General features: G+C 66.4%; 17 protein-coding genes. 11 read left to right on the forward strand and 6 right to left on the reverse strand.

Annotated features, from left to right (window positions below):
- Positions 1-3 precede the first annotated feature (3 nt).
- Entirely contained in the window at positions 4-426 is a 423-nt protein-coding gene (locus AC5ZH6_RS01450; protein ID WP_006369109.1) for a YccF domain-containing protein, read from the reverse strand.
- Positions 427-565: 139 nt separating this feature from the next.
- Between AC5ZH6_RS01450 and AC5ZH6_RS01455 the strand changes: the two genes are divergently transcribed.
- Together AC5ZH6_RS01455 and AC5ZH6_RS01460 are read left to right on the forward strand one after the other, a co-directional pair.
- Entirely contained in the window at positions 566-820 is a 255-nt protein-coding gene (locus AC5ZH6_RS01455) for a hypothetical protein (protein WP_006369110.1), read from the forward strand.
- Between the two features lie 130 nt (positions 821-950).
- On the forward strand, positions 951-2234 hold the full coding sequence (locus tag AC5ZH6_RS01460; protein WP_020172735.1) for a GAF domain-containing protein: 1284 nt from the start codon (positions 951-953) through the stop codon (positions 2232-2234).
- 159 nt (positions 2235-2393) lie between these two features.
- Here AC5ZH6_RS01460 and AC5ZH6_RS01465 read toward each other — a convergent pair whose 3' ends face one another.
- A complete protein-coding gene (locus tag AC5ZH6_RS01465) occupies positions 2394-2570 on the reverse strand; it encodes a hypothetical protein (RefSeq protein WP_020172734.1) in 177 nt (58 codons plus the stop codon).
- Positions 2571-2947: 377 nt separating this feature from the next.
- Between AC5ZH6_RS01465 and exaC the strand changes: the two genes are divergently transcribed.
- The 3 genes from exaC (at position 2948) to AC5ZH6_RS01480 (ending at position 5829) form a co-directional block, all read left to right on the forward strand.
- Positions 2948-4471 carry an acetaldehyde dehydrogenase ExaC gene (gene exaC, locus AC5ZH6_RS01470; RefSeq protein ID WP_006369113.1) on the forward strand — a complete coding sequence of 508 codons (1524 nt, stop codon included), beginning with the start codon at positions 2948-2950 and terminating at the stop codon, positions 4469-4471.
- A 17-nt stretch (positions 4472-4488) separates the two neighbouring features.
- Positions 4489-4914, forward strand: coding sequence for a DUF779 domain-containing protein (locus tag AC5ZH6_RS01475; RefSeq protein ID WP_006369114.1), 426 nt, complete (start codon positions 4489-4491; stop codon positions 4912-4914).
- A gap of 78 nt (positions 4915-4992) precedes the next feature.
- A complete protein-coding gene (locus AC5ZH6_RS01480) occupies positions 4993-5829 on the forward strand; it encodes a hypothetical protein (protein WP_014358391.1) in 837 nt (278 codons plus the stop codon).
- 63 nt (positions 5830-5892) lie between these two features.
- Here AC5ZH6_RS01480 and AC5ZH6_RS01485 read toward each other — a convergent pair whose 3' ends face one another.
- Positions 5893-6717, reverse strand: a complete 825-nt coding sequence (locus AC5ZH6_RS01485) for a PIG-L deacetylase family protein (protein WP_094601605.1) — start codon at positions 6715-6717, stop codon at positions 5893-5895.
- Positions 6718-6841: 124 nt separating this feature from the next.
- Here AC5ZH6_RS01485 and AC5ZH6_RS01490 point away from each other — a divergent pair, with 124 nt between their 5' ends.
- Positions 6842-7330, forward strand: coding sequence for an Lrp/AsnC family transcriptional regulator (locus AC5ZH6_RS01490; protein WP_006369117.1), 489 nt, complete (start codon positions 6842-6844; stop codon positions 7328-7330).
- A gap of 183 nt (positions 7331-7513) precedes the next feature.
- Positions 7514-9850 carry a thiamine pyrophosphate-binding protein gene (locus AC5ZH6_RS01495; protein WP_288338268.1) on the forward strand — a complete coding sequence of 779 codons (2337 nt, stop codon included), beginning with the start codon at positions 7514-7516 and terminating at the stop codon, positions 9848-9850.
- Between the two features lie 7 nt (positions 9851-9857).
- Here AC5ZH6_RS01495 and AC5ZH6_RS01500 read toward each other — a convergent pair whose 3' ends face one another.
- On the reverse strand, positions 9858-11078 hold the full coding sequence (locus AC5ZH6_RS01500) for an MFS transporter (protein WP_240524066.1): 1221 nt from the start codon (positions 11076-11078) through the stop codon (positions 9858-9860).
- A 90-nt stretch (positions 11079-11168) separates the two neighbouring features.
- Between AC5ZH6_RS01500 and AC5ZH6_RS01505 the strand changes: the two genes are divergently transcribed.
- The 3 genes from AC5ZH6_RS01505 to AC5ZH6_RS01515 all read left to right on the forward strand — a co-directional run bounded on the left by AC5ZH6_RS01505 (position 11169) and on the right by AC5ZH6_RS01515 (position 13406).
- Entirely contained in the window at positions 11169-12065 is an 897-nt protein-coding gene (locus AC5ZH6_RS01505; protein ID WP_006369120.1) for a LysR substrate-binding domain-containing protein, read from the forward strand.
- A 160-nt stretch (positions 12066-12225) separates the two neighbouring features.
- Positions 12226-13005, forward strand: coding sequence for a heavy metal-binding domain-containing protein (locus AC5ZH6_RS01510; RefSeq protein WP_094601608.1), 780 nt, complete (start codon positions 12226-12228; stop codon positions 13003-13005).
- A 2-nt stretch (positions 13006-13007) separates the two neighbouring features.
- Positions 13008-13406: a DUF5073 family protein gene (locus tag AC5ZH6_RS01515; protein ID WP_094601609.1), complete on the forward strand. Its 399-nt coding sequence runs from the start codon at positions 13008-13010 to the stop codon at positions 13404-13406.
- On the opposite strand, the gene AC5ZH6_RS01520 is transcribed toward AC5ZH6_RS01515, so the two are convergent.
- Positions 13382-14200, reverse strand: coding sequence for an oxygenase MpaB family protein (locus tag AC5ZH6_RS01520; RefSeq protein ID WP_006369123.1), 819 nt, complete (start codon positions 14198-14200; stop codon positions 13382-13384). The two genes, AC5ZH6_RS01515 and AC5ZH6_RS01520, sit on opposite strands and share 25 nt — an antisense overlap.
- 178 nt (positions 14201-14378) lie before the next feature.
- Here AC5ZH6_RS01520 and AC5ZH6_RS01525 point away from each other — a divergent pair, with 178 nt between their 5' ends.
- Positions 14379-16601, forward strand: a complete 2223-nt coding sequence (locus tag AC5ZH6_RS01525; RefSeq protein ID WP_094601610.1) for a DUF2254 domain-containing protein — start codon at positions 14379-14381, stop codon at positions 16599-16601.
- A 225-nt stretch (positions 16602-16826) separates the two neighbouring features.
- Here AC5ZH6_RS01525 and AC5ZH6_RS01530 read toward each other — a convergent pair whose 3' ends face one another.
- Positions 16827-17867 carry an alpha/beta hydrolase gene (locus AC5ZH6_RS01530; protein ID WP_094601611.1) on the reverse strand — a complete coding sequence of 347 codons (1041 nt, stop codon included), beginning with the start codon at positions 17865-17867 and terminating at the stop codon, positions 16827-16829.
- Positions 17868-18011: the final 144 nt, after the last annotated feature.

Genomic DNA, 18011 nt, shown 5'->3' on the forward strand with positions numbered 1-18011 from the left:
GGGTCAGTACCGCTGCGGTGGGGGCGGGGCGGCGATGTAGCCGGCCTGCCGTTGGTCGGCGTCGACGATCTCGGCGCCGAGTGGCAACAGTGACAGCGGCACCATCTTGAAACTGGCGATGCCCAGCGGGATGCCGATGATGGTCAGGCACATCGCGATGCCGGAGGTGATGTGCCCGATGGCCAGCCAGATCCCGGCGAAGATCAGCCAGATGATGTTGCCGATGGTCGACGCCGCACCGGCCTGTGGTTTGCGCACGACGGTCCTCCCGAACGGCCACAGGGCGTAGTTGGCGATGCGGAAGGATGCGATGCCGAACGGGATCGTGATGATCAGGATGCAGCAGATGATTCCGGCGACGACGTATCCGATCGCCATCCAGAACCCGCAGAGCACCAACCAGATGATGTTGAGGAGTGTGCGCATACGCCCATTGTCCGCTGTCGTGGATGATCGTGGTGCAACGTCGGGCAACCGTCGGCCGCCATCTCGACGAACAGGTCCGAGCCTGCGGGGTCTGCCCGATGTCATGCGTGGTGTCGTCGGCCCTGGCTAACCTGTGCCCATGGCCCCCGACGCCGAGCGTGCACGTGTCACCGTGTGGTGGGTCATCACCACCGTCGTCCTGGTGATCCGTCTGCTCGCGACGATCGCGGTGATCCTGCTCGCCATCGGCTGGGCGGTCGCGGCGATCCGGGATTCGATGAACAACATTTTCTTGTGGCCGGCCGTCGGGAGTGCGGTCGCGCTGCTGATCAGCACATATCTCTACAGTTACCTGCGGGCGAGGTACCCGCGCCGCAACGCCTGGCTTCCGTGACCCCCAGGTCGCGGTGACCCCCATCGCGGGTGCCTTCGATGTTGTTCGGGCTGATGACAAGGCCGCCTGTAGCCCGCGTCACACCAGAGTTGGCATAATCGACAGCACAGAGGCAATCGAGAGAAGACCTATGACCGAACTCGGCTCGTCGCGCATCCGGCGTGCCTATGAGGATTTCCTCTCCGGCATCACACCGCCCTCCGACGCGGTGCGTTCCGTGGTGCGTGATTCGTGGTCGAGGTCGTTGTCGCGCGGGGTCGATCCGATCGAGGCGCTCCCCGAGGACGACACCAGCGCGAGCATGACGATGGCCGAGTTCACGCGATACCGCGAGGCCCATCCGATCACGTCGGTGCGCCCGCTCGTGCAGTCGTTGATGCTCGACGACATCGCCGACTCCGGCGTCGTTGTCGCACTCACCGATCAGGTCGGACGACTGCTGTGGGTCGAGGGCAGCACCGACGCCGTCGACCGTGCGAGCCGCATCAACTTCGTCGAGGGCTCGGTGTGGAGCGAGGACGTCGTCGGCACCAACGCACCGGGCCTGGCACTCGCGGTCGGCAAGGGTGTGCAGGTGATCGGACCGGAACACTTCGCGGGCTCGGTGCAGGACTTCAGCTGTGCCGCCGCGCCCGTCCACGACCCGGTGACCGGACATGTCATCGGCGTCATCGATGTGACCGGTGGCCGCGAGGTGGCCGCACCGTTCGCCCTGGCCGCCGTCCGTTCGGTGGTGGCCGCAGTCGAACGCGAACTGCAGTCCCAGGCGGTCAACCTGGCCGACCCGGCGACCTTCGCGTCGTCGCAGGACAAGGGTGATGCGCGGCTGACGGTATTGGGCGACAACAATTATCGATGGCATCGGGAGGGTGATCCGGCCGGAGAGCGGACGCTGTCGCGCCGGCACGCCGAGATCCTGTTGCTGCTGCAGGAGTATCCCGAGGGCCTCAACACCGAACAACTCGCCATGCACCTGGCCGGCGACGGCATCGACCCGGTCACCGTGCGCGCCGAGATCTCGAGGCTGCGCCGTGATCTCGGCAACGACGTGGTCACGTCGCGGCCCTACCGCCTGACCGTCGACATGACCTCCGACGTCGCCGACCTGCGCCGGCGTATCGCCGAGCGCGGCGAACTGTCGTCGGTGATCGACGAATTCGGCCGCGGTGGACTGCTGGTGGAGTCGACGGCGCCGGGCATCACCGAGATCTTCGAAGTGGTCCGTGAGGATGTGCGGTCGCGGGTGATCGCCGAGGGAGATGTCGGGGCCCTGCGGACCTGGACGTCATCGATCCACGGTCGCGATGATCTCGTCGCGTGGCGTCGACTTGAGCACCGTCTCCCCGTGGGACATCCCGACCGCGCCGTGGTCGGCGGGCGAATCAGGTTGCTGGACAAGCGGTACGGGGTCTGACCCGGCCTGTGGCGCGAGGCGTCCGAGGATGTGGCCACTCCGCGTCATGGAGCCTGGTACGAATACAGATTCCACATGAGCGGACCGCCGACCCGAAAATCACGGCGTGTCGCGCCGGATCCGTGGAAGTTATATTCCGCATCGGCGTGCCCGCGGCCCTCAGGGCTGCGCGTCGGGCATCGAACCGATGAGCAGCAGCGCCGCCGCGATCGTGGTCACGATGCACAGCACCACGAGTAGCAGCCCGACGCCCAATGTGACGAGCGGGCGCGGTTCGGACTCGTCGCGAGTACCGGCCGTGCCGCGTTGTGCGGGATCGTTCTGAGCGAGAACCATCGTGGCACCACCCTCCTGGCAGCTCGATCTGACATATTGCAGATACTGAATCAGATTACGAAAACTGGATCTTAGTGGTTGTGGGCACCTTCCACGACTTGAGTACCGCGAATCGCCCCTTGCACACCAGACAATCGGTGCGAATTCCTCTTTTCGGCGGACCCAACGTCGGGCCAACGGTGAGTGGATCAGGCTTGCCACTCACGGCACCTGACCTGCCGTTTCGTGGCGATGCAACGTTGCGAACGCGTCTGCAACGTGGCTGCAACCACAGCCCTCCTACTCTGTGGAACAGATCACACCGGCTGCCGTCGCGGCTCGGTGTGACATCCCGCAACTGGCCGACGCCTGTTACTGCACTGAGGAGCTGGACACACATGACTGTTTACGCGAAGCCGGGTACCGAGGGTTCGGTGATGAGCTTTGAGTCGCGTTACGACAACTGGATCGGTGGTCAGTGGACCCCGCCGGTGAAGGGTCAGTACTTCGAGAATCCGTCGCCGGTCGACGGCAAGACCTTCTGTGAGGTCGCCCGGTCGACCGCCGAGGACATTGATCTCGCACTCGATGCCGCGCACAAGGCCGCACCGCAGTGGGGCAAGACCTCGGTCGCCGAACGTTCGCTGGTGCTGCTGCGCATCGCCGATCGTCTCGAGGAAAACCTCGAGAAGATCGCCGTTGCCGAGACCTGGGACAACGGCAAGGCGGTCCGCGAGACCCTCGCCGCCGACATCCCGCTCGCCGTCGATCACTTCCGCTACTTCGCCGGCGCCCTGCGCGCCCAGGAGGGATCGATCTCGGAGGTCGACGAGGACACCGTCGCCTACCACTTCCACGAGCCGCTCGGTGTGGTCGGCCAGATCATCCCGTGGAACTTCCCGATCCTCATGGCCGTGTGGAAGCTCGCGCCCGCGCTCGCCGCAGGCAACGCCGTCGTCCTCAAGCCGGCCGAGCAGACCCCCGCGTCGATCCTCTACGTCATGAGCCTGATCGCCGACCTGCTGCCCGCGGGCGTGATCAACATCGTCAACGGCTTCGGTGTGGAGGCGGGCAAGCCGCTCGCATCGAGCAACCGCATCCGCAAGATCGCCTTCACCGGTGAGACCACCACCGGCCGGCTGATCATGCAGTATGCGTCGGAGAACCTGATCCCGGTCACCCTCGAGCTCGGCGGCAAGAGCCCCAACATCTTCTTCAACGATGTGATGAGCGCCGACGACGGCTTCCTCGATCGTGCGCTCGAGGGCTTCTCGATGTTCGCGCTCAACCAGGGTGAGGTCTGCACCTGCCCGAGCCGCGCGCTCATCCAGGAGGACATCTACGACGACTTCATCGGCAAGGCCGTCGATCGTGTCTCGAAGATCAAGCAGGGCAACCCGCTCGACACCGACACCATGATGGGCGCCCAGGCCTCCAACGATCAGTTCGAGAAGATCAGCTCATACCTGGCCATCGGCAAGGAAGAGGGCGCGAAGGTCCTCATCGGTGGCGAGCCGGCCGACCTCGGCGGCGACCTCTCGGGCGGCTACTACATCAAGCCGACGGTGTTCGACGGCCACAACAAGATGCGCATCTTCCAGGAGGAGATCTTCGGCCCGGTGCTGGCCGTGACCACCTTCAAGGACTACGCCGACGCCATCCACATCGCCAACGACACCCTCTACGGACTCGGTGCCGGTGTGTGGAGCCGTGACGGTGCCACCGCCTACCGTGCGGGCCGCGAGATCCAGGCCGGCCGTGTGTGGACCAACACCTACCACGACTACCCGGCCCACGCCGCGTTCGGTGGCTACAAGCAGTCCGGCATCGGACGCGAGACCCACCTGATGATGCTCGAGCACTACCAGCAGACCAAGAACCTCCTGGTCGGATACGCTCAGAGTGCGAAGGGATTCTTCTAAACCGAAGAGGTGCAACGATGACCACCGAACAGAACGTTCCTGATCGGGTGGTCGCCACAGACGCCGCCGTGCAGCTCCTGACCAAGTTGTCGGAGCTGCACGGCGGACTCATGATCCACCAGTCCGGTGGATGCTGTGACGGTTCCGCCCCCATGTGCTACCCCGTCGGGGAGTACCGAGTGGGCCAGCGCGACGTGCTGGTCGGCGAGATCGATCTGCCCGAACCCATTCCGGCAGTACGGGTCTGGATCAACGGCGATCAGTTCGAACTGTGGAAACACACGCAGTTGATCCTCGACGTGGTGCCCGGACGGGGCGCCGGATTCAGCCTGGAATCCCCCGAAGGAGTGCGATTCCTCTCGCGGGCAAGGGCTTTCAGTGAGGACGAGAATGCCGTGCTGTCGGCGAACCCGCCGTTGACCGGTGCGGCGGTCGGCGTCTGATCGTTTCCGCGACGTACCAATCGGCATGTGCCCGTTGGCTCGCTCGGCGAGCCGGCGGGCATTCGTCGTGTCGAGAGGATGTCTGTCGTCTCATCGGGGGAAATGTCCGAAACCGGCAATGGTCGATATTTGCCGCTGTTACCGTCGAGGCTGTTGCGTAGTGCAACCAAGTCCACCAATGGCGATGTGACGGAGGCGAATTACCCGATGAAACGTGTGATGACCAGTGCCCTTGCGGTCGGAGCGGTCGTGGGTGCCGCATCCCTGATGGTCCCGGCAACGGCGTCGGCGGCGCCGGTGTCGTCGGCGAACTGCGCGAGGATCGCGACACCGACGGCGCCGAACGGATGGGGGAACAGCTTCGGTGACGAACAGGGTCAGGCAGGCAAGATCACGGCAACCAACGTGAGCGACGACGACGGATCACTGGAGTTCGCGACGAGTCCGCAGGTACCGCGTCAGGCGTCGTACCACTCGGCGGGGAAGCTGCCGTTGACCCAGCTGGCCGGAAAGCCGTTGACCTTCCAGAAGTCCACGGGCAATGCGAACTGGCAGATCCGGGTGACCGGCGCGAACACCGGTGAAGGGAATGGCTTCGCGACGCTGGTCTGGTCGGCTTCCGACGCAGCGGGTGCGCCTGACGCCGCATCGTCCGATCAATGGTGGGCAACCCGCTCCCTGGGCACGATCCCGCGGGGCCAGACCGGCACTCTTGCCGAGCTGACCACCGCCGCCAACTCCGGCGGAAAGGCCACGGTCGTCGAGGATTACGGCATCTCCAGCCAGCCCAACGGCGGCACCGGCACCGTGCACGTCGACAACGTGACCTTCAACGGCTGCACGACCAACTTCGCGGTCCGGAGCAGCAACGGCTCGCTGGGCGGCATTCAACTCCCGAGCTTCGGATCGTCGTAACCCGGATCGTCGTAATCCGGATCGTCGTAACCCGGAGTCGTAATCCGTTGTGACGCTGGGGTGTCAGTCAGCATCGAGCCACCAGCCCCGCACCATGCCGGGTGGCCGGCCGGGTTCGATGTAGTGCTCGGTGCCGAAGGCGAACGGGAACGCCTCGACCGGGAGTGCCAGTAGCTGACGGACGTCGCTCTGGCTGGCGTGGCAGGCCAACGCTTCGCGTTTGGCCGTTACGTCGTCGCCGAGGTCGACGGCCCAATGCAATTCGGCTTCCGGTGTGCCGATCGGATTGCCGTCGTCGCCCGGGGCATCCGGGTCGAATCCGTCGGTGTTGTTCTCGCCGGTGAGGCCCATCTCGGCGGCCAGGACGAACAGCTGGCGCATGAGGTCACGATTCATCGTGACCTCCAGGTAGCGCGGTCGCTTGACGGCGAGTTCTGCTGCGGCGCGGGTGGTGTGGTGCAGCATCACGTGATCGGGATGACCGTAGCCGCCGTGCCAGTCGTAGCCGACGACGACGTCGGCGCCCTCCTCGTCGAGGATGCCGGCAAGTCGGCGAGCCGCTTGCTCGACGGGCGCGCGGGAGAAGACGCCCTCGGTGCCGTTCTGGGTCCACCCGGTCATCCCCGAATCGGCGTATCCGAGCCACGCCACGCGCGCGGTGCCGGTGATCGCCGCCGACGCCTCGGCTTCACCGCGACGTCTCATGGCCACCGTTTCTCCGGGAGCGAGATCATCGGGCACGTCGCCGTCGCCGTGCTCTCCCGGGTCGCCGTCGGTGCAGTAGACGACGACCACCCGGTGCCCCTCACGTGCGGCGCGGATCATGCTGCCCGCGGTGGCCGTGGCCTCGTCGTCGGGATGGGCGTGGACGAAGACGATGGTGCTCATGCGCTACAGCATCTCAGGTCGGGGCCCGCGGGGTGCTCGTCGCAGTACGCTGCTTGCAGCACTGCCATGAACTCACACCCGAAGCGCGTGCTGGTATGCGCAGAAGATTCGGAAAGTTGTCACCATGCCCAACTCCCAGCCGCCTGCAACGGTGGATGCCATCGACGGGAGCATCCTGGCCGCGCTCGCCGATGATCCACGAGCCACCGTCCTGGCGATTGCGGATCGGACACAACTCTCGCGGAACACCGTGCAGGCCCGGCTGTCGAAGCTCGAGCAACGGGGAGTGCTGCGCTCCTTCGAGCGCAGTATCGATCCGGCGGCGCTCGGTTACCCGCTCACCGCATTCATCCTGACGAATGTCACCCAGAGCCAATTGACGCCGATCGCGTCGGCACTCGGTGACGTTCCCGAGGTGGTCGAGGTCCACGGGCTCAGCGGGATCAGCGACCTGCTCGTGCATGTCGTCGCTCGCGATGCGGACGATCTGTATCGAATCGCCGGCCAGATTCTCGACATCCCCGGGGTCACGCGGACGACCACCGCGCTCGTGATGCGAAAACTGGTCGACTATCGGTTATCCGGGCTCTTGGAGCGGTTGACCGCGGACTGACCCCAACCGGCAAGCAAGCAACCGGTTTCGAGGCTGTTGCACATACTGCTCACCGACGATCCGGCCTTCCGAGGGATGGTGTGCACAATGCTGAGATCACACGGCGCCGCTTGATTGATGTGCGCGCCGGTGGTCGACTGGGGGACGAGTTCTGCACCCAGAGCCGGGTAAGGATGCCACCCCATGAAGTCAGCTCAGATCGTCGATCCGACCGAGCCCTCCGCCGACACCGTCACGCCGGACGCCCTCCGCAGCATCGAGGAGCGCGTGCTGTGGTTGTCCACGGCCATCATTCATCACGCGAATCGTGTACGCCCCAACCCGTCCGGGCTGAAGGTCGGAGGTCACCAGGCCTCGTGTGCATCGATCACGTCGATCATGACCGCGCTGTGGTTCGAGCAACTCACCGACGCCGACCGCGTGTCGGTGAAACCGCACGCATCGCCTGTGCTGCACGCGATCAACTACCTCTTGGGCGACCTCGACGAGCGCTACCTGACGACATTGCGTGAATTCGGTGGGCTCCAATCGTATCCGAGCCGCACCAAGGATCCCGATCCCGCCGACTACTCCACGGGATCCGTCGGCATCGGCGCCACGGCACCGATCTGGGGTGCCATCGCCCGTCGCTACGTCGACGCCAAGATCGGCCCGGCGGGCAAGGGACGCCAGTACTCCTTGGTCGGCGACGCCGAACTCGACGAGGGCGCGGTGTGGGAAGCCATTCTCGACCCGTCGGTCCGTGACCTCGGTGAGATCGTGTGGATCGTCGACCTCAATCGGCAGTCGCTGGACCGGGTGGTTCCCAACATCGCGGCCGGGCGGCTGGCGAGCATGTTCGAGGCCGCCGGCTGGCAGGTGATCACCGTCAAATTCGGCCACCTCCTCGAGACTTTGTTCACCCGTCCGGGTGGCGACGCGTTGCGCGAGCGCATCCTGAGCATGCCCAACGCGGAGTACCAGAGGCTGTTGCGTTGTACCGCGCAAGAATTGCGGGCGCGGATGCCCGGTGACGACGAGCGGGCGCCGGAGATCGCCACTCTCGTCGCGGAACTCGATGATGCGACCCTGACGGCTGCGATCCGCAACCTGGGCGGCCACGACCTCGACGCGTTGCGTCAGGCGTTCGCCGACATCGACGACACCAGGCCGACGGTCATCATCGCGTACACGATCAAGGGTCATGCGCTGCCCACCGAAGGACACCCGCAGAATCACTCGTCGCTGTTGACGGTGGAGCAATTCGACGAGTTGGCAACGACGATGGGGATGGATCCCGGACATCCGTGGGCTCGATTCGACCCCGAGACCGAGGCGGGACGGATGTGTGTGGAGACCGCACGTCGACTGACTCGCGCGCCGATTCAGACTCATACTCCGCCAACGGTTCCCGACGACCTCGGACGGACACCGGGCGGAACGTCGACCACGCAGGCGGCCCTGGGTAGGGCCCTGCTCGCCCTGACCCGCGACGCACCGGAGGCGGCCCAACGCATCGTCACCGTGAGCCCGGACGTCAGCTCGACGACGAACCTCGCCGGATGGCTGAACAAGGTGGAGATCTGGTCACCGGCCGAACGACGAAACTGGTTCGACGACGACGCCGAGACGATCATGCACTGGCGGGAGAAGCCGACCGGTCAGCACATGGAACTGGGGATCGCGGAAACGAACCTCGTCGGGCTGATGGGTGAGCTGGGGGCCACCTGGAGCCGGTGGGGCCAGCCGCTGTTTCCCATCGGGGTGATGTATGACCCGTTTGTGGAGCGGGCTCTGGAACCGTGGTCCTACGGTATCTACGCCGGCGGCCAATCGATCCTGGTCGGTACCCCGTCGGGTGTCACACTCGCCGCGGAAGGCGGTGCCCACCAGTCGATCACGACTCCCTCGATCGGCATGGAACAACCCGGCTGCGTCAGCTGGGAACCCGCATTCGTGATCGACACCGAATGGACGCTGCTCGCGGCGATGCGTCTGCTGGGGCGCCCCGATGGGAGTTCGGCGTACCTGCGCCTGTCGACCCGACCGGTCGATCAGACACTGGCGGCGGTGCCCACCGATCCCGCGGCCCGGGAGCGTCGGCGCCGTCAGGTCATCGCCGGTGCCTATCCGCTGCGCCGGGTCGCCGATCCGGTGGTCACCCTGGTCGGCATGGGCGCGTTGATGACCGAAACCCTGGCAGCTGCAGAACGTTTGGCTGCTCAGGACATCGCGGCCGACGTCGTGTGTGTCACCAGCCCGGGCCTTCTCTTCGAGGCACTTCAGGCACGGCGTGGCCTCGCCGAGGCACCCACCTGGATTCTCGACCAGGCGTTCCCGGCCGATCGGGCCACCCCGATGGTCACCGTCCTCGACGGTCATCCGCACACCCTGGCATTCCTCGCCGGTATCCGCGGAGTCACCGGTGCCGCGCTCGGCGTCAGCCGCTTCGGCCAGGTCGGTTCTCTCGATGACGTCTACCGCCACCACGGCATCGACACCGACAGCATCGTGCGGGCCGCACTCGACCTCCTCGGCTGAACCGAGATCAGATCGTCTCGGACCGCACCATCGCCAGTCCCAGGCCGACGGCGCCCAGCACACCGACGAAGACGGCGACACCGCTCCAGCCGAAAGACGAGAACACCAGGCCGCCAACGGCTCCCACCACTGAGCTGCCGAGGTAGTAGTGGAACAGGTACAGCGACGACGCCTCGGCGCGATGTTCGGTGGCCCGCGCCGACACCCATCCGCTCGCCACCGAGTGCGCTCCGAAGAAGCCCGCGGTGAACAGGAACATGCCCACCAGCACCGACCAGAGATGGTCGGGGACAGTGGCTCCCAGGCCGGCGAGCATCACCATGATCGATGAGGCGAGCACCGGACGGCGGCCGATGCGGTCGGCGAGCCGGCCGGCCAGGGCGGAGGAGGCGGTGCCGGCGAGGTACATGAAGAAGATCGACGCGATCACCGCCTCGCCGAGGTCGAATGGGCTCTGCAGCAACCGATAGGTGAGGTAGTTGTAGACCGTCACGAAGCCACCCATCAACACGAAACCGATGACGAACAGCGGTAGCAGTCGGCGATCGGCGAGATGCGACAAGAGGTTTCGCATGGTGATCGACGGGGACACCCGACGCGGGGTGAAGAACCGGGAGGCCGGGATCGTCCGCCAGAAGAGCAGCGCGAAACCGAGTGAGGCCAGACACGCGATCTCCAGTGCCCACTGCCACGACATCACATCGACGGCGAACCCGGGGATGAGCCGGCCGACGAGACCGCCGATGGTGGTGCCCGCCACGTAGCGACCCATCGCGGTGCCCAACGAGCGACCCTCCACCTCCTCGGCGAGGTAGGCCATCGCCACCGCAGGCACCCCCGCGCACAGAACGCCCTGGAGGGCGCGCCCGGCGAGCAGGACCTCGATCGACGGCGACCACGGCAACACGACGCCGATCGCCGACGCGGCGACCGCGGAGATCACCATGACCCGTACGCGCCCGAAACGCTCCGACGCGACACTCGCCGGAATGATCGCGATCGCGAGGAAACCGGTGGTCAGAGAGATCGCGAGCGCCGACGTCGTCGGCGATGTCCCGAAGTGTTCCGACAGATGCGGTAGCAGGGCCTGCACGTAATACAGGGCCATGAACGTCGTCATACCGGCCGCGAACAGGGCGACGGTGGCGCGCCGATAGCCCGGTGAGCCCAGGACGTGACGGGTCTGGGGAAGCGCGGGTGCGGCGATGCCGTCTGTTGTGGTGCTCACTGTTCCAGCGTGAGCCCGACTCTCCACATGCTCAAAATGAATCTTTGTAGACTTGTTTATTCACTAATAAATAAGTGCAGCTAGCATGGCATGGTGCATGACGAGATCGAGTGGTTCATCACCATTGCCGAGGCCGAGAACCTGACGGCGGCCGGTGAGCGGCTCGCCGTTTCGCAGCCGACCCTGTCGCGATTCGTGGGGAGGCTCGAGCGAGAGGTCGGCGTTGCGCTGTTCGACCGGCATGGCCGACGTCTGGCGCTGAACGCCTACGGCCGTGTCTACCTCGAACGGGCGCGTCGCGCGCACGCACAACTCGACGCCGCGCGCCGGGAGATCGACGACATGCGTCGACCGACGCGAGGTGTGGTCCGGCTGGCTTTCCTGCATTCGTTCGGCATCAGCCTGGTGCCGCAACTCATCCGGGCATTCCGCGAGCGCAATCCGGGTGCGGGATTCACCCTCGCGCAGGACTCCGTGGCCACCGTCGTCGAGCACATCGAGACCGGCGACGCCGATCTGGCCATCGTCGCGCCGCGGCCGATGCGGACCGACATGGCGTGGCAGCCGATCGCGCAACAGAATCTGGCGCTCGTCGTGCCGCGTGGTCACCGCTTTGCCGGCCGGACGAGTATCGGTCTGGCAGAGGCCGCCGACGAGGAGTTCATCGTCATGCAACACGGATTCGGCATGCGCCGGATCTTCGACGAGCTGTGTGCGTCCGCCGACATCACCCCGACCATCACGTTCGAGTCGGCCGAGCTCGCGACGATCGCCGGGCTGGTCGGGGCGGGCCTGGGAGTGGGTGTGGTCCCCGTCGACGATGCGAACCGGGTCGCCGACGTCGTGTTCGTCCCGCTGGCTGGTGAGACACGTGAGATCGGGTTGACGTGGTTTCGACCGCGACCACTTCCGGTGGCGGCTGAGCGGTTTCGGGTGTTTGTCGGAGAGTTTGCCGCCGGTGGTGCGGAATCGGCAGCGGGGCAGTAGGTCTCGAGGACGGTGCATTCGGGCGGTTTGTCCGATAGTTCGGATTGACTGGTGGGCAAGGTAATTCGGTCAACCGAGGTCCATCGGCCGAGCGGCGCAATGGTGTCATACTCGCGTGGTGGGGTGAGTTCCCCGCGAGGTGATCAGGGAGGTAAGGCCAGTGAACGCTCCGTTGGACCCCGTTGCGAGTGCGCGGCTCGCCGAGAGTGGTCGGCTCTTCACCTCGGATTTGTCGATCGACGAATTCGTCCTGCTCGAGTCGGCGGGATTCGAGCCGCTGGGTCTGGTGATGGGGACGTCGGTGTATCACGTCGGCATCCAGACCGCGTCGATCCGGCAGAGCACGGAGATGCAGGTGCTCACCTCTGCGATGTACAACGTCCGCGAGAACGCCATGGCGCGGATGCAGGCCGAGGCCGACGCGCTGCACGCCGATGGGATCGTCGGTGTGCGACTGGAATGGCGGCCGCACGGCGCCTCGCCGGAGCACATCGAATACCTGGCGATCGGCACCGCGGTGCGGTTCACCGCGAAACCCGGCGCCTATCGTCGTCCCGACGGGCGGGCGTTCAGCTCGCATCTGTCGGGTCAGGACCTGTTCAAACTCTCGCAGGCCGGGTACGCGCCGGTCGCGTTCACCTTGGGCAACTGCGTGTATCACGTTGCAGTGCAGGGATTCATGCAGACGCTCAAGCAGATGGGCCGCAACGTGGAGATGCCGCAGTGGACGCAGGCCTACTACGAGGCGCGAGAACTCGCGATGACGCGCATGCAGTCCGAGGCCGAGCGTGACGGGGGTACGGGCATCGTCGGGGTGCAATTCTCGGTGTCCGAATGGGTGTGGGGACCAGACACATTGGAGTTCTTCGTGATCGGCACCGCGGTACGGCGGACCGGAGAGCCCACCCCGGTGCGTCCCTCGCCGGTCCTGTCCTTCTGATCATGACCATCCCAGAGTCCGGGAAGTTCGACATCGATTCCGCGACGAGGGTTCTCGCCGCGGTACTGACATCGCCGGCGGGCGCGCGTACGGCTATCGGCGCGTTCGCCGATGTACCCGGACTCGTCTATCAGGCCGAGCAACCCGCCAGGCTGCTCCGTGCCGCCAAGCCGCCGGTGCTACGTGCGGGGGAGTGGGAGTTCGTGGCGACGGGGCCGGGCGCGGCACTGATGGAACTGCGCCACACCGTACGCGGCATCACATTGCAGACCGAGCGACCCGCGCCGTCGGACGTGGCACGTCGACTTGCCGTCGAAGTGCTCTCCGCCGCACAGCAACTCGGCTCGGAGACCGACATCGCCGTGCACTCGGCGCTCTACGGTCTCGCCGCGATCGTCTGAACGCTCCGGCGGGCGGCGAGGACCTTGTCGGCCAGGTCGTCGGGATGGATGTTGCGTCGTGGGCGTACGGCGTCCATCGTCCGCAGGCGTCCGGCGAAGCGAGACAGTGCCCGGCGGTCGGCCGCCGAGACCGTGATCCCCAACATCTGCGCGGCCACCGGATGCTGGATCGCGCGCACCGCCCGGGTCGGAAGCTGCTGGAACAGCCAATAATCCGGGCGCAGCAACTGATCCCGATACCAGTCGAGGCCCGGTACCGGATCGAGTTCGGTGGCCAGCGCATGCGTGAAGTAGTCGCCGAAGTCGTCGAGCGAGGCGGGCATCTCCCGCGCCGAGATCCCGTACCGCCGATACCACTCGCAGGTCTCGTCGTAGAGCCGACGCTTGTCGTCGGCGTCGAGACCACCGAAGAACACCTCGACACAGGTGAACAGGGCATCCACGTAGGTGGCGTGCTCGAAGAAGAACACCGACGGATTCAGTGCGTGATACGCACGTCCGTCCGGTCGGCGTCCGCGAAACGAGTCGTGGCTGTAGCGGATGAGGCGCACCTCGTCGAAGCCGGCGTCGTATCCCGACCGGATGATGCACGGCACGGTGCGCTGTTTGTGCACGAACACCCGTCGCGGAACGATGGAGAACTCGTGTGTCGCCGCGGCGATCGACGGGTGCAACATCTGCAACGACACCGCTCGGCAGATCGACATCACGAACCGTCGATCGGCGAGAAAACGCCACAGCAGCGATGTCTCGTCGAGTCGAATGCGTGCGGCACCGGAACGTGCTGACGTCATCGTGGCCCCCCGACCTCGTGTGAGTGTGTCCACGATAGCGCGAGACCGGGCCGAGATGGCGCGAGCCGGGGTCGCGATCGACGATGTGCGGCAATCGGGACACCGCGCGGCGGTAAGCTCACCGGCATCGACCCGGGTGCACCCGAGACCGACACGGCAACCGAGACAGGGCACGACGATGACCCACTGGTTCGACCACGCCATCGTGGCCACCGGTCGTCTGCCGCTGTTCCTGTTCCTCCTCGCGTTCATCGCGACATTCCTGTTCATCCGGATCAGCGTGCGGCTCATCCGCGCGCAGGTGCGCTGGTGGCCGGGCAACGTCACGCCCGGCGGGATGCACCTGCACCACGAGTTCTTCGGAGTCATCGCGATGCTGTTGTCGGGGTTCGGTCTCGTGGCGCTCTCGCGCTTCGACACCCCGATCGCCGACTGCGTGCTCGCGGCGATCTTCGGAATCGGTTGCGCGTTGGTGCTCGACGAGTTCGCACTGATCCTGCATCTGCGAGATGTGTACTGGGAGAAAGAAGGCCGTTCGTCGGTCGATGCGGTCTTCGTCGCGATCGCGATCGGGGTGCTGTTTCTCCTCGGTTTACGGCCATTGGGCTTCTCCGACGCGGCCACCGAGATCGCCGCAGGCCCCGACCCGGGTACCCGGATCGCCGCCGCGGTGATCGTCACCGCCAATGTGGTGCTGGCGGTGATCACCCTGATGAAGGGCAAGCTGTGGACCGGGCTGATCGGGATGTTCATCCCGTTCCTGTTGTTGTTCGGGACCTTTCGCGTGGCCCGTCCCCGATCGCCGTGGGCGCGCTGGTTCTACGCAGGCAAGGAGGGCAAGCTCGACAAGGCGATCCGCCGTGAGATCCGCTACCGGGAGCCGCTGATCCGCTGGAAGATCGTGGTCCAGGAGGCGCTCGCCGGTCGCTTCGGCGTCCCCGACCTCCCGCCCGTGCTCCCGGTGACCCCGGCTCCCGTCCCGCCGAGGGTCGCCGCTCCCAACGCGGTGGCGACGGCCATCCGATGGCGACGGACCCGTCGCGAACTGCGTGTGGTGCCGACCTGGCGTCTGCCGGTGATCCTGGTGGTGCTCGCGGTGATTGCCGCGATCCTGTGCATCACCCTCGACGAATCGCTGGGGCTGCAGGTGGATTCGGGGACCTTGGCCACGGTGTTGGGGGTCATCGCGGGAGCAATGGCCACGTTGACCGGTCTGGTGTTCACCGCGGTCACCCTGGCGATGCAGTTCGGGGCGTCGCAGATCTCGGTGCGTGTCATCCCACGGCTGCAACGCGAGCCGGTGATGCGCTGGTCCATCGGGTTCTTCCTGGCCACATTCGTGTTCAGTGTGATGGTGGCGATGGACCTGGCGCTGGCCGAACCCGACGACACCACGCCCGGGGTGTCGACGGCGATCGCGGCGTTGCTGACCGTCGTCTCGGCCTTCCTGTTCATCGCGCTGGTGGCCAAGGTCGGCACCGTGCTCAACTCTGCTCAACTCATGCGCTGGATCGCCGCCGACGGCCGCTCGGCGATCCGCCGCCAGTTTCCCGACGAGGTTGCCCCAGAGGAGGTTGCCGCAGAGGAGGTTGCCGCAGAGGAGGTTGCCGCAGAGGAGGTTGCCCCGGAGCAGGTTCCGGAAGACGGTACGCACGACGCTGTGGTGCCCGTCGGCCCGCCCGCGGTGGACTCCGGGCATCCCGACGATGCGCGCCGGATCATTCACCTCAAGGAAACGGCGACCCGCGGCCGCGTGCTGTTGGCGGTGAACGTCGCGAAACTACAGCGATATGCCGTCGCCGGGCACGTGCGTTTCGATCTGCTGGTCGCCGTGGGCGATCACGTCCCGCACGACGTCGGGGTGATCGCCGTCAGCGGTGACCGCCGCAACTCGATCGCCGCCCACAAGGTGTTGCGCTGCTTGCTCTTCGGGGACACCCACCAGCCGTCGGTGAGCCCTGCGGCCGCGCTGCAATCGATCTCCGACATCGCCCTCAAGGCGATCTCGAGTGCGGGCAACGACCCGAGCACCGTCGTCCTCGCGCTCGACCACACCGAGGACCTACTGCTGATGCTGGCGCCCCGCGTGCGTGCGGACCTGCTCTCCACACGAGCCACCCTGGTCGGTGGGTACCGACGGAGCTGGGCCGACTACGTCGCCATCGGCACCGACGAGATCCGTCGGCACAGTCACGGGCAGGCGCAGGTCCACCGCCGTCTGCGCGCGCTGTACGAGACACTCGCGCGCCGCTGCCCGGACGATCAACAGCCACCGATCACCGAACGTCTTGCGGCGCTGGACGAACAGATCGACCGCGAGTGGCAGGTCCCGCTCGACCGCAGGCTCGCGCTTGCCCCCGATCGCCAGGGCTACGGGTCGGAGCGGGGATCGGTGGGCTGAGTGGCCGCGCTCTCCGACATCGACGGCTGCGGCGGGGAGCTCGTGCATTCACGGCCGACGCGACGTTCTCGGTGTCCGCGGTAGCTCGAATGCAGCGCCGCCTCAAGCGGTCTCGAGGCTCGCCGCACGCGGCTCGCACCTCGACCATCGATGCACGAAACCGGGCGCGGGTCACATCCACGCAAGGCGATCGGCCGCTTCAAGGGGTCTCCAGGGAGGTGAAATTCAGTGCGCGGTCACCGATTCGGTCAGGAATGCGGTGGCGCGCCGGACGGCCGGGCGGGCGTCGGGCGTGAGTCGGCCGAACATCTGGAAGACGTGGCCCTGACCACGCCAGGCCTCGATCTGCGCGTCTCCGCCGGCGCGCACCAGTGCCTGGTGGTAGTCGCGCGCGTCCTGGCCCATCACCTCGAGGCCGCCGTATTGGATCAGCGTGCGCGGCAACGTGATCCCGTCGTCGAGTGGGATGCGCATCCGCGGGTGGTCGGGATCGGCGTCACCGGTGTAGAGACGCAGGATCTTCTGCGCCGCAACGGCATCGATGATCGGATCGCGCGCCCCTGCGCGTTCGTGAGCGACGGCGGTGGCGAAGCTGGGGTCGTAGAGCGGGGAGAACAACACCATGGCGCTGGGTTGTGGGGTGCCGGTTCGGTGATTGTCGGCGAGCAGATCCAGCGCGAGATGACCGCCCGCCGAATCCCCTGCCACGACGATGCGGTCGGCGTCGATGCCCTGGTCGAGCAGCCAGTGATAGCCGCGGATGGTGTCGTCTCCGCCGGTCGGCCACCGGTATTCGGGACCGAGGCGATAGTCGAGACTGAACGCGAGGAAACCGGTCTGCCTGCTCAACCGCGCGACCAGACCGCGATGCGTGCGCGGCGAACAGACCACGTACCCCGACCCGTGCAGGTAGTAGATGATCGGCCGATCACGCCCGCGGGTCAGGCCGGGACCGTGGGTGTCGACCATGCCCACCCACTCGCCGCGCACCTGGCCGTCACCGTGACGGGTGGCGATCGGGAGCACCGCGGTGCCCGCGGGGACCGGGCACATCGCGGCCAGCGAGCGGTTCACGCCCGGCCGCGTGGCCCGCAGCATCCGGACGGCCACCGGAGACGGGCCGTAGCGGGTGGCCGCCATCAGCGGTCGGCTGACCCGGCTCAGATAGCTGTTGAGGGCGTGCGACCGGCGCGAACCCGGACCGACGTGGGTGTCGGGGTGCGGTGGTGCCGCAGGATCGGACAGGTCAGGGGCGACGGGGTTCACGAAATCGACAGTAGGACGACGGACGGCCCGGCATGAGCGGATTGGGCGCTGTCGGCGGCTGGGAGGGCGCTGTCGGCGAGGAGAAGGGCGCTGTCGGGGACGGCGTACGGCAACACTCGTTGTGCGCCATAAGCTGCGACGTCG

It is taken from the genome of Gordonia sp. YC-XJ4 (assembly GCF_059511865.1).

Bases quoted from the DNA above. Each gene is read 5' to 3' on its own strand.
- AC5ZH6_RS01485 (WP_094601605.1), bottom strand. From the start codon at position 6,717: ATGAGCACCATCGTCTTCGTCCACGCCCATCCCGACGACGAGGCCACG.
- AC5ZH6_RS01520 (WP_006369123.1), bottom strand. From the start codon at position 14,200: ATGACGTCAGCACGTTCCGGTGCCGCACGCATTCGACTCGACGAGACA.
- AC5ZH6_RS01475 (WP_006369114.1), top strand. From the start codon at position 4,489: ATGACCACCGAACAGAACGTTCCTGATCGGGTGGTCGCCACAGACGCC.
- AC5ZH6_RS01525 (WP_094601610.1), top strand. From the start codon at position 14,379: ATGACCCACTGGTTCGACCACGCCATCGTGGCCACCGGTCGTCTGCCG.
- AC5ZH6_RS01480 (WP_014358391.1), top strand. From the start codon at position 4,993: ATGTCTGTCGTCTCATCGGGGGAAATGTCCGAAACCGGCAATGGTCGA.
- AC5ZH6_RS01505 (WP_006369120.1), top strand. From the start codon at position 11,169: ATGGTGCATGACGAGATCGAGTGGTTCATCACCATTGCCGAGGCCGAG.
- AC5ZH6_RS01460 (WP_020172735.1), top strand. From the start codon at position 951: ATGACCGAACTCGGCTCGTCGCGCATCCGGCGTGCCTATGAGGATTTC.
- AC5ZH6_RS01450 (WP_006369109.1), bottom strand. From the start codon at position 426: ATGCGCACACTCCTCAACATCATCTGGTTGGTGCTCTGCGGGTTCTGG.
- AC5ZH6_RS01465 (WP_020172734.1), bottom strand. From the start codon at position 2,570: ATGGTTCTCGCTCAGAACGATCCCGCACAACGCGGCACGGCCGGTACT.
- AC5ZH6_RS01490 (WP_006369117.1), top strand. From the start codon at position 6,842: ATGCCCAACTCCCAGCCGCCTGCAACGGTGGATGCCATCGACGGGAGC.
- AC5ZH6_RS01495 (WP_288338268.1), top strand. From the start codon at position 7,514: ATGAAGTCAGCTCAGATCGTCGATCCGACCGAGCCCTCCGCCGACACC.
- exaC (WP_006369113.1), top strand. From the start codon at position 2,948: ATGACTGTTTACGCGAAGCCGGGTACCGAGGGTTCGGTGATGAGCTTT.
- AC5ZH6_RS01515 (WP_094601609.1), top strand. From the start codon at position 13,008: ATGACCATCCCAGAGTCCGGGAAGTTCGACATCGATTCCGCGACGAGG.
- AC5ZH6_RS01455 (WP_006369110.1), top strand. From the start codon at position 566: ATGGCCCCCGACGCCGAGCGTGCACGTGTCACCGTGTGGTGGGTCATC.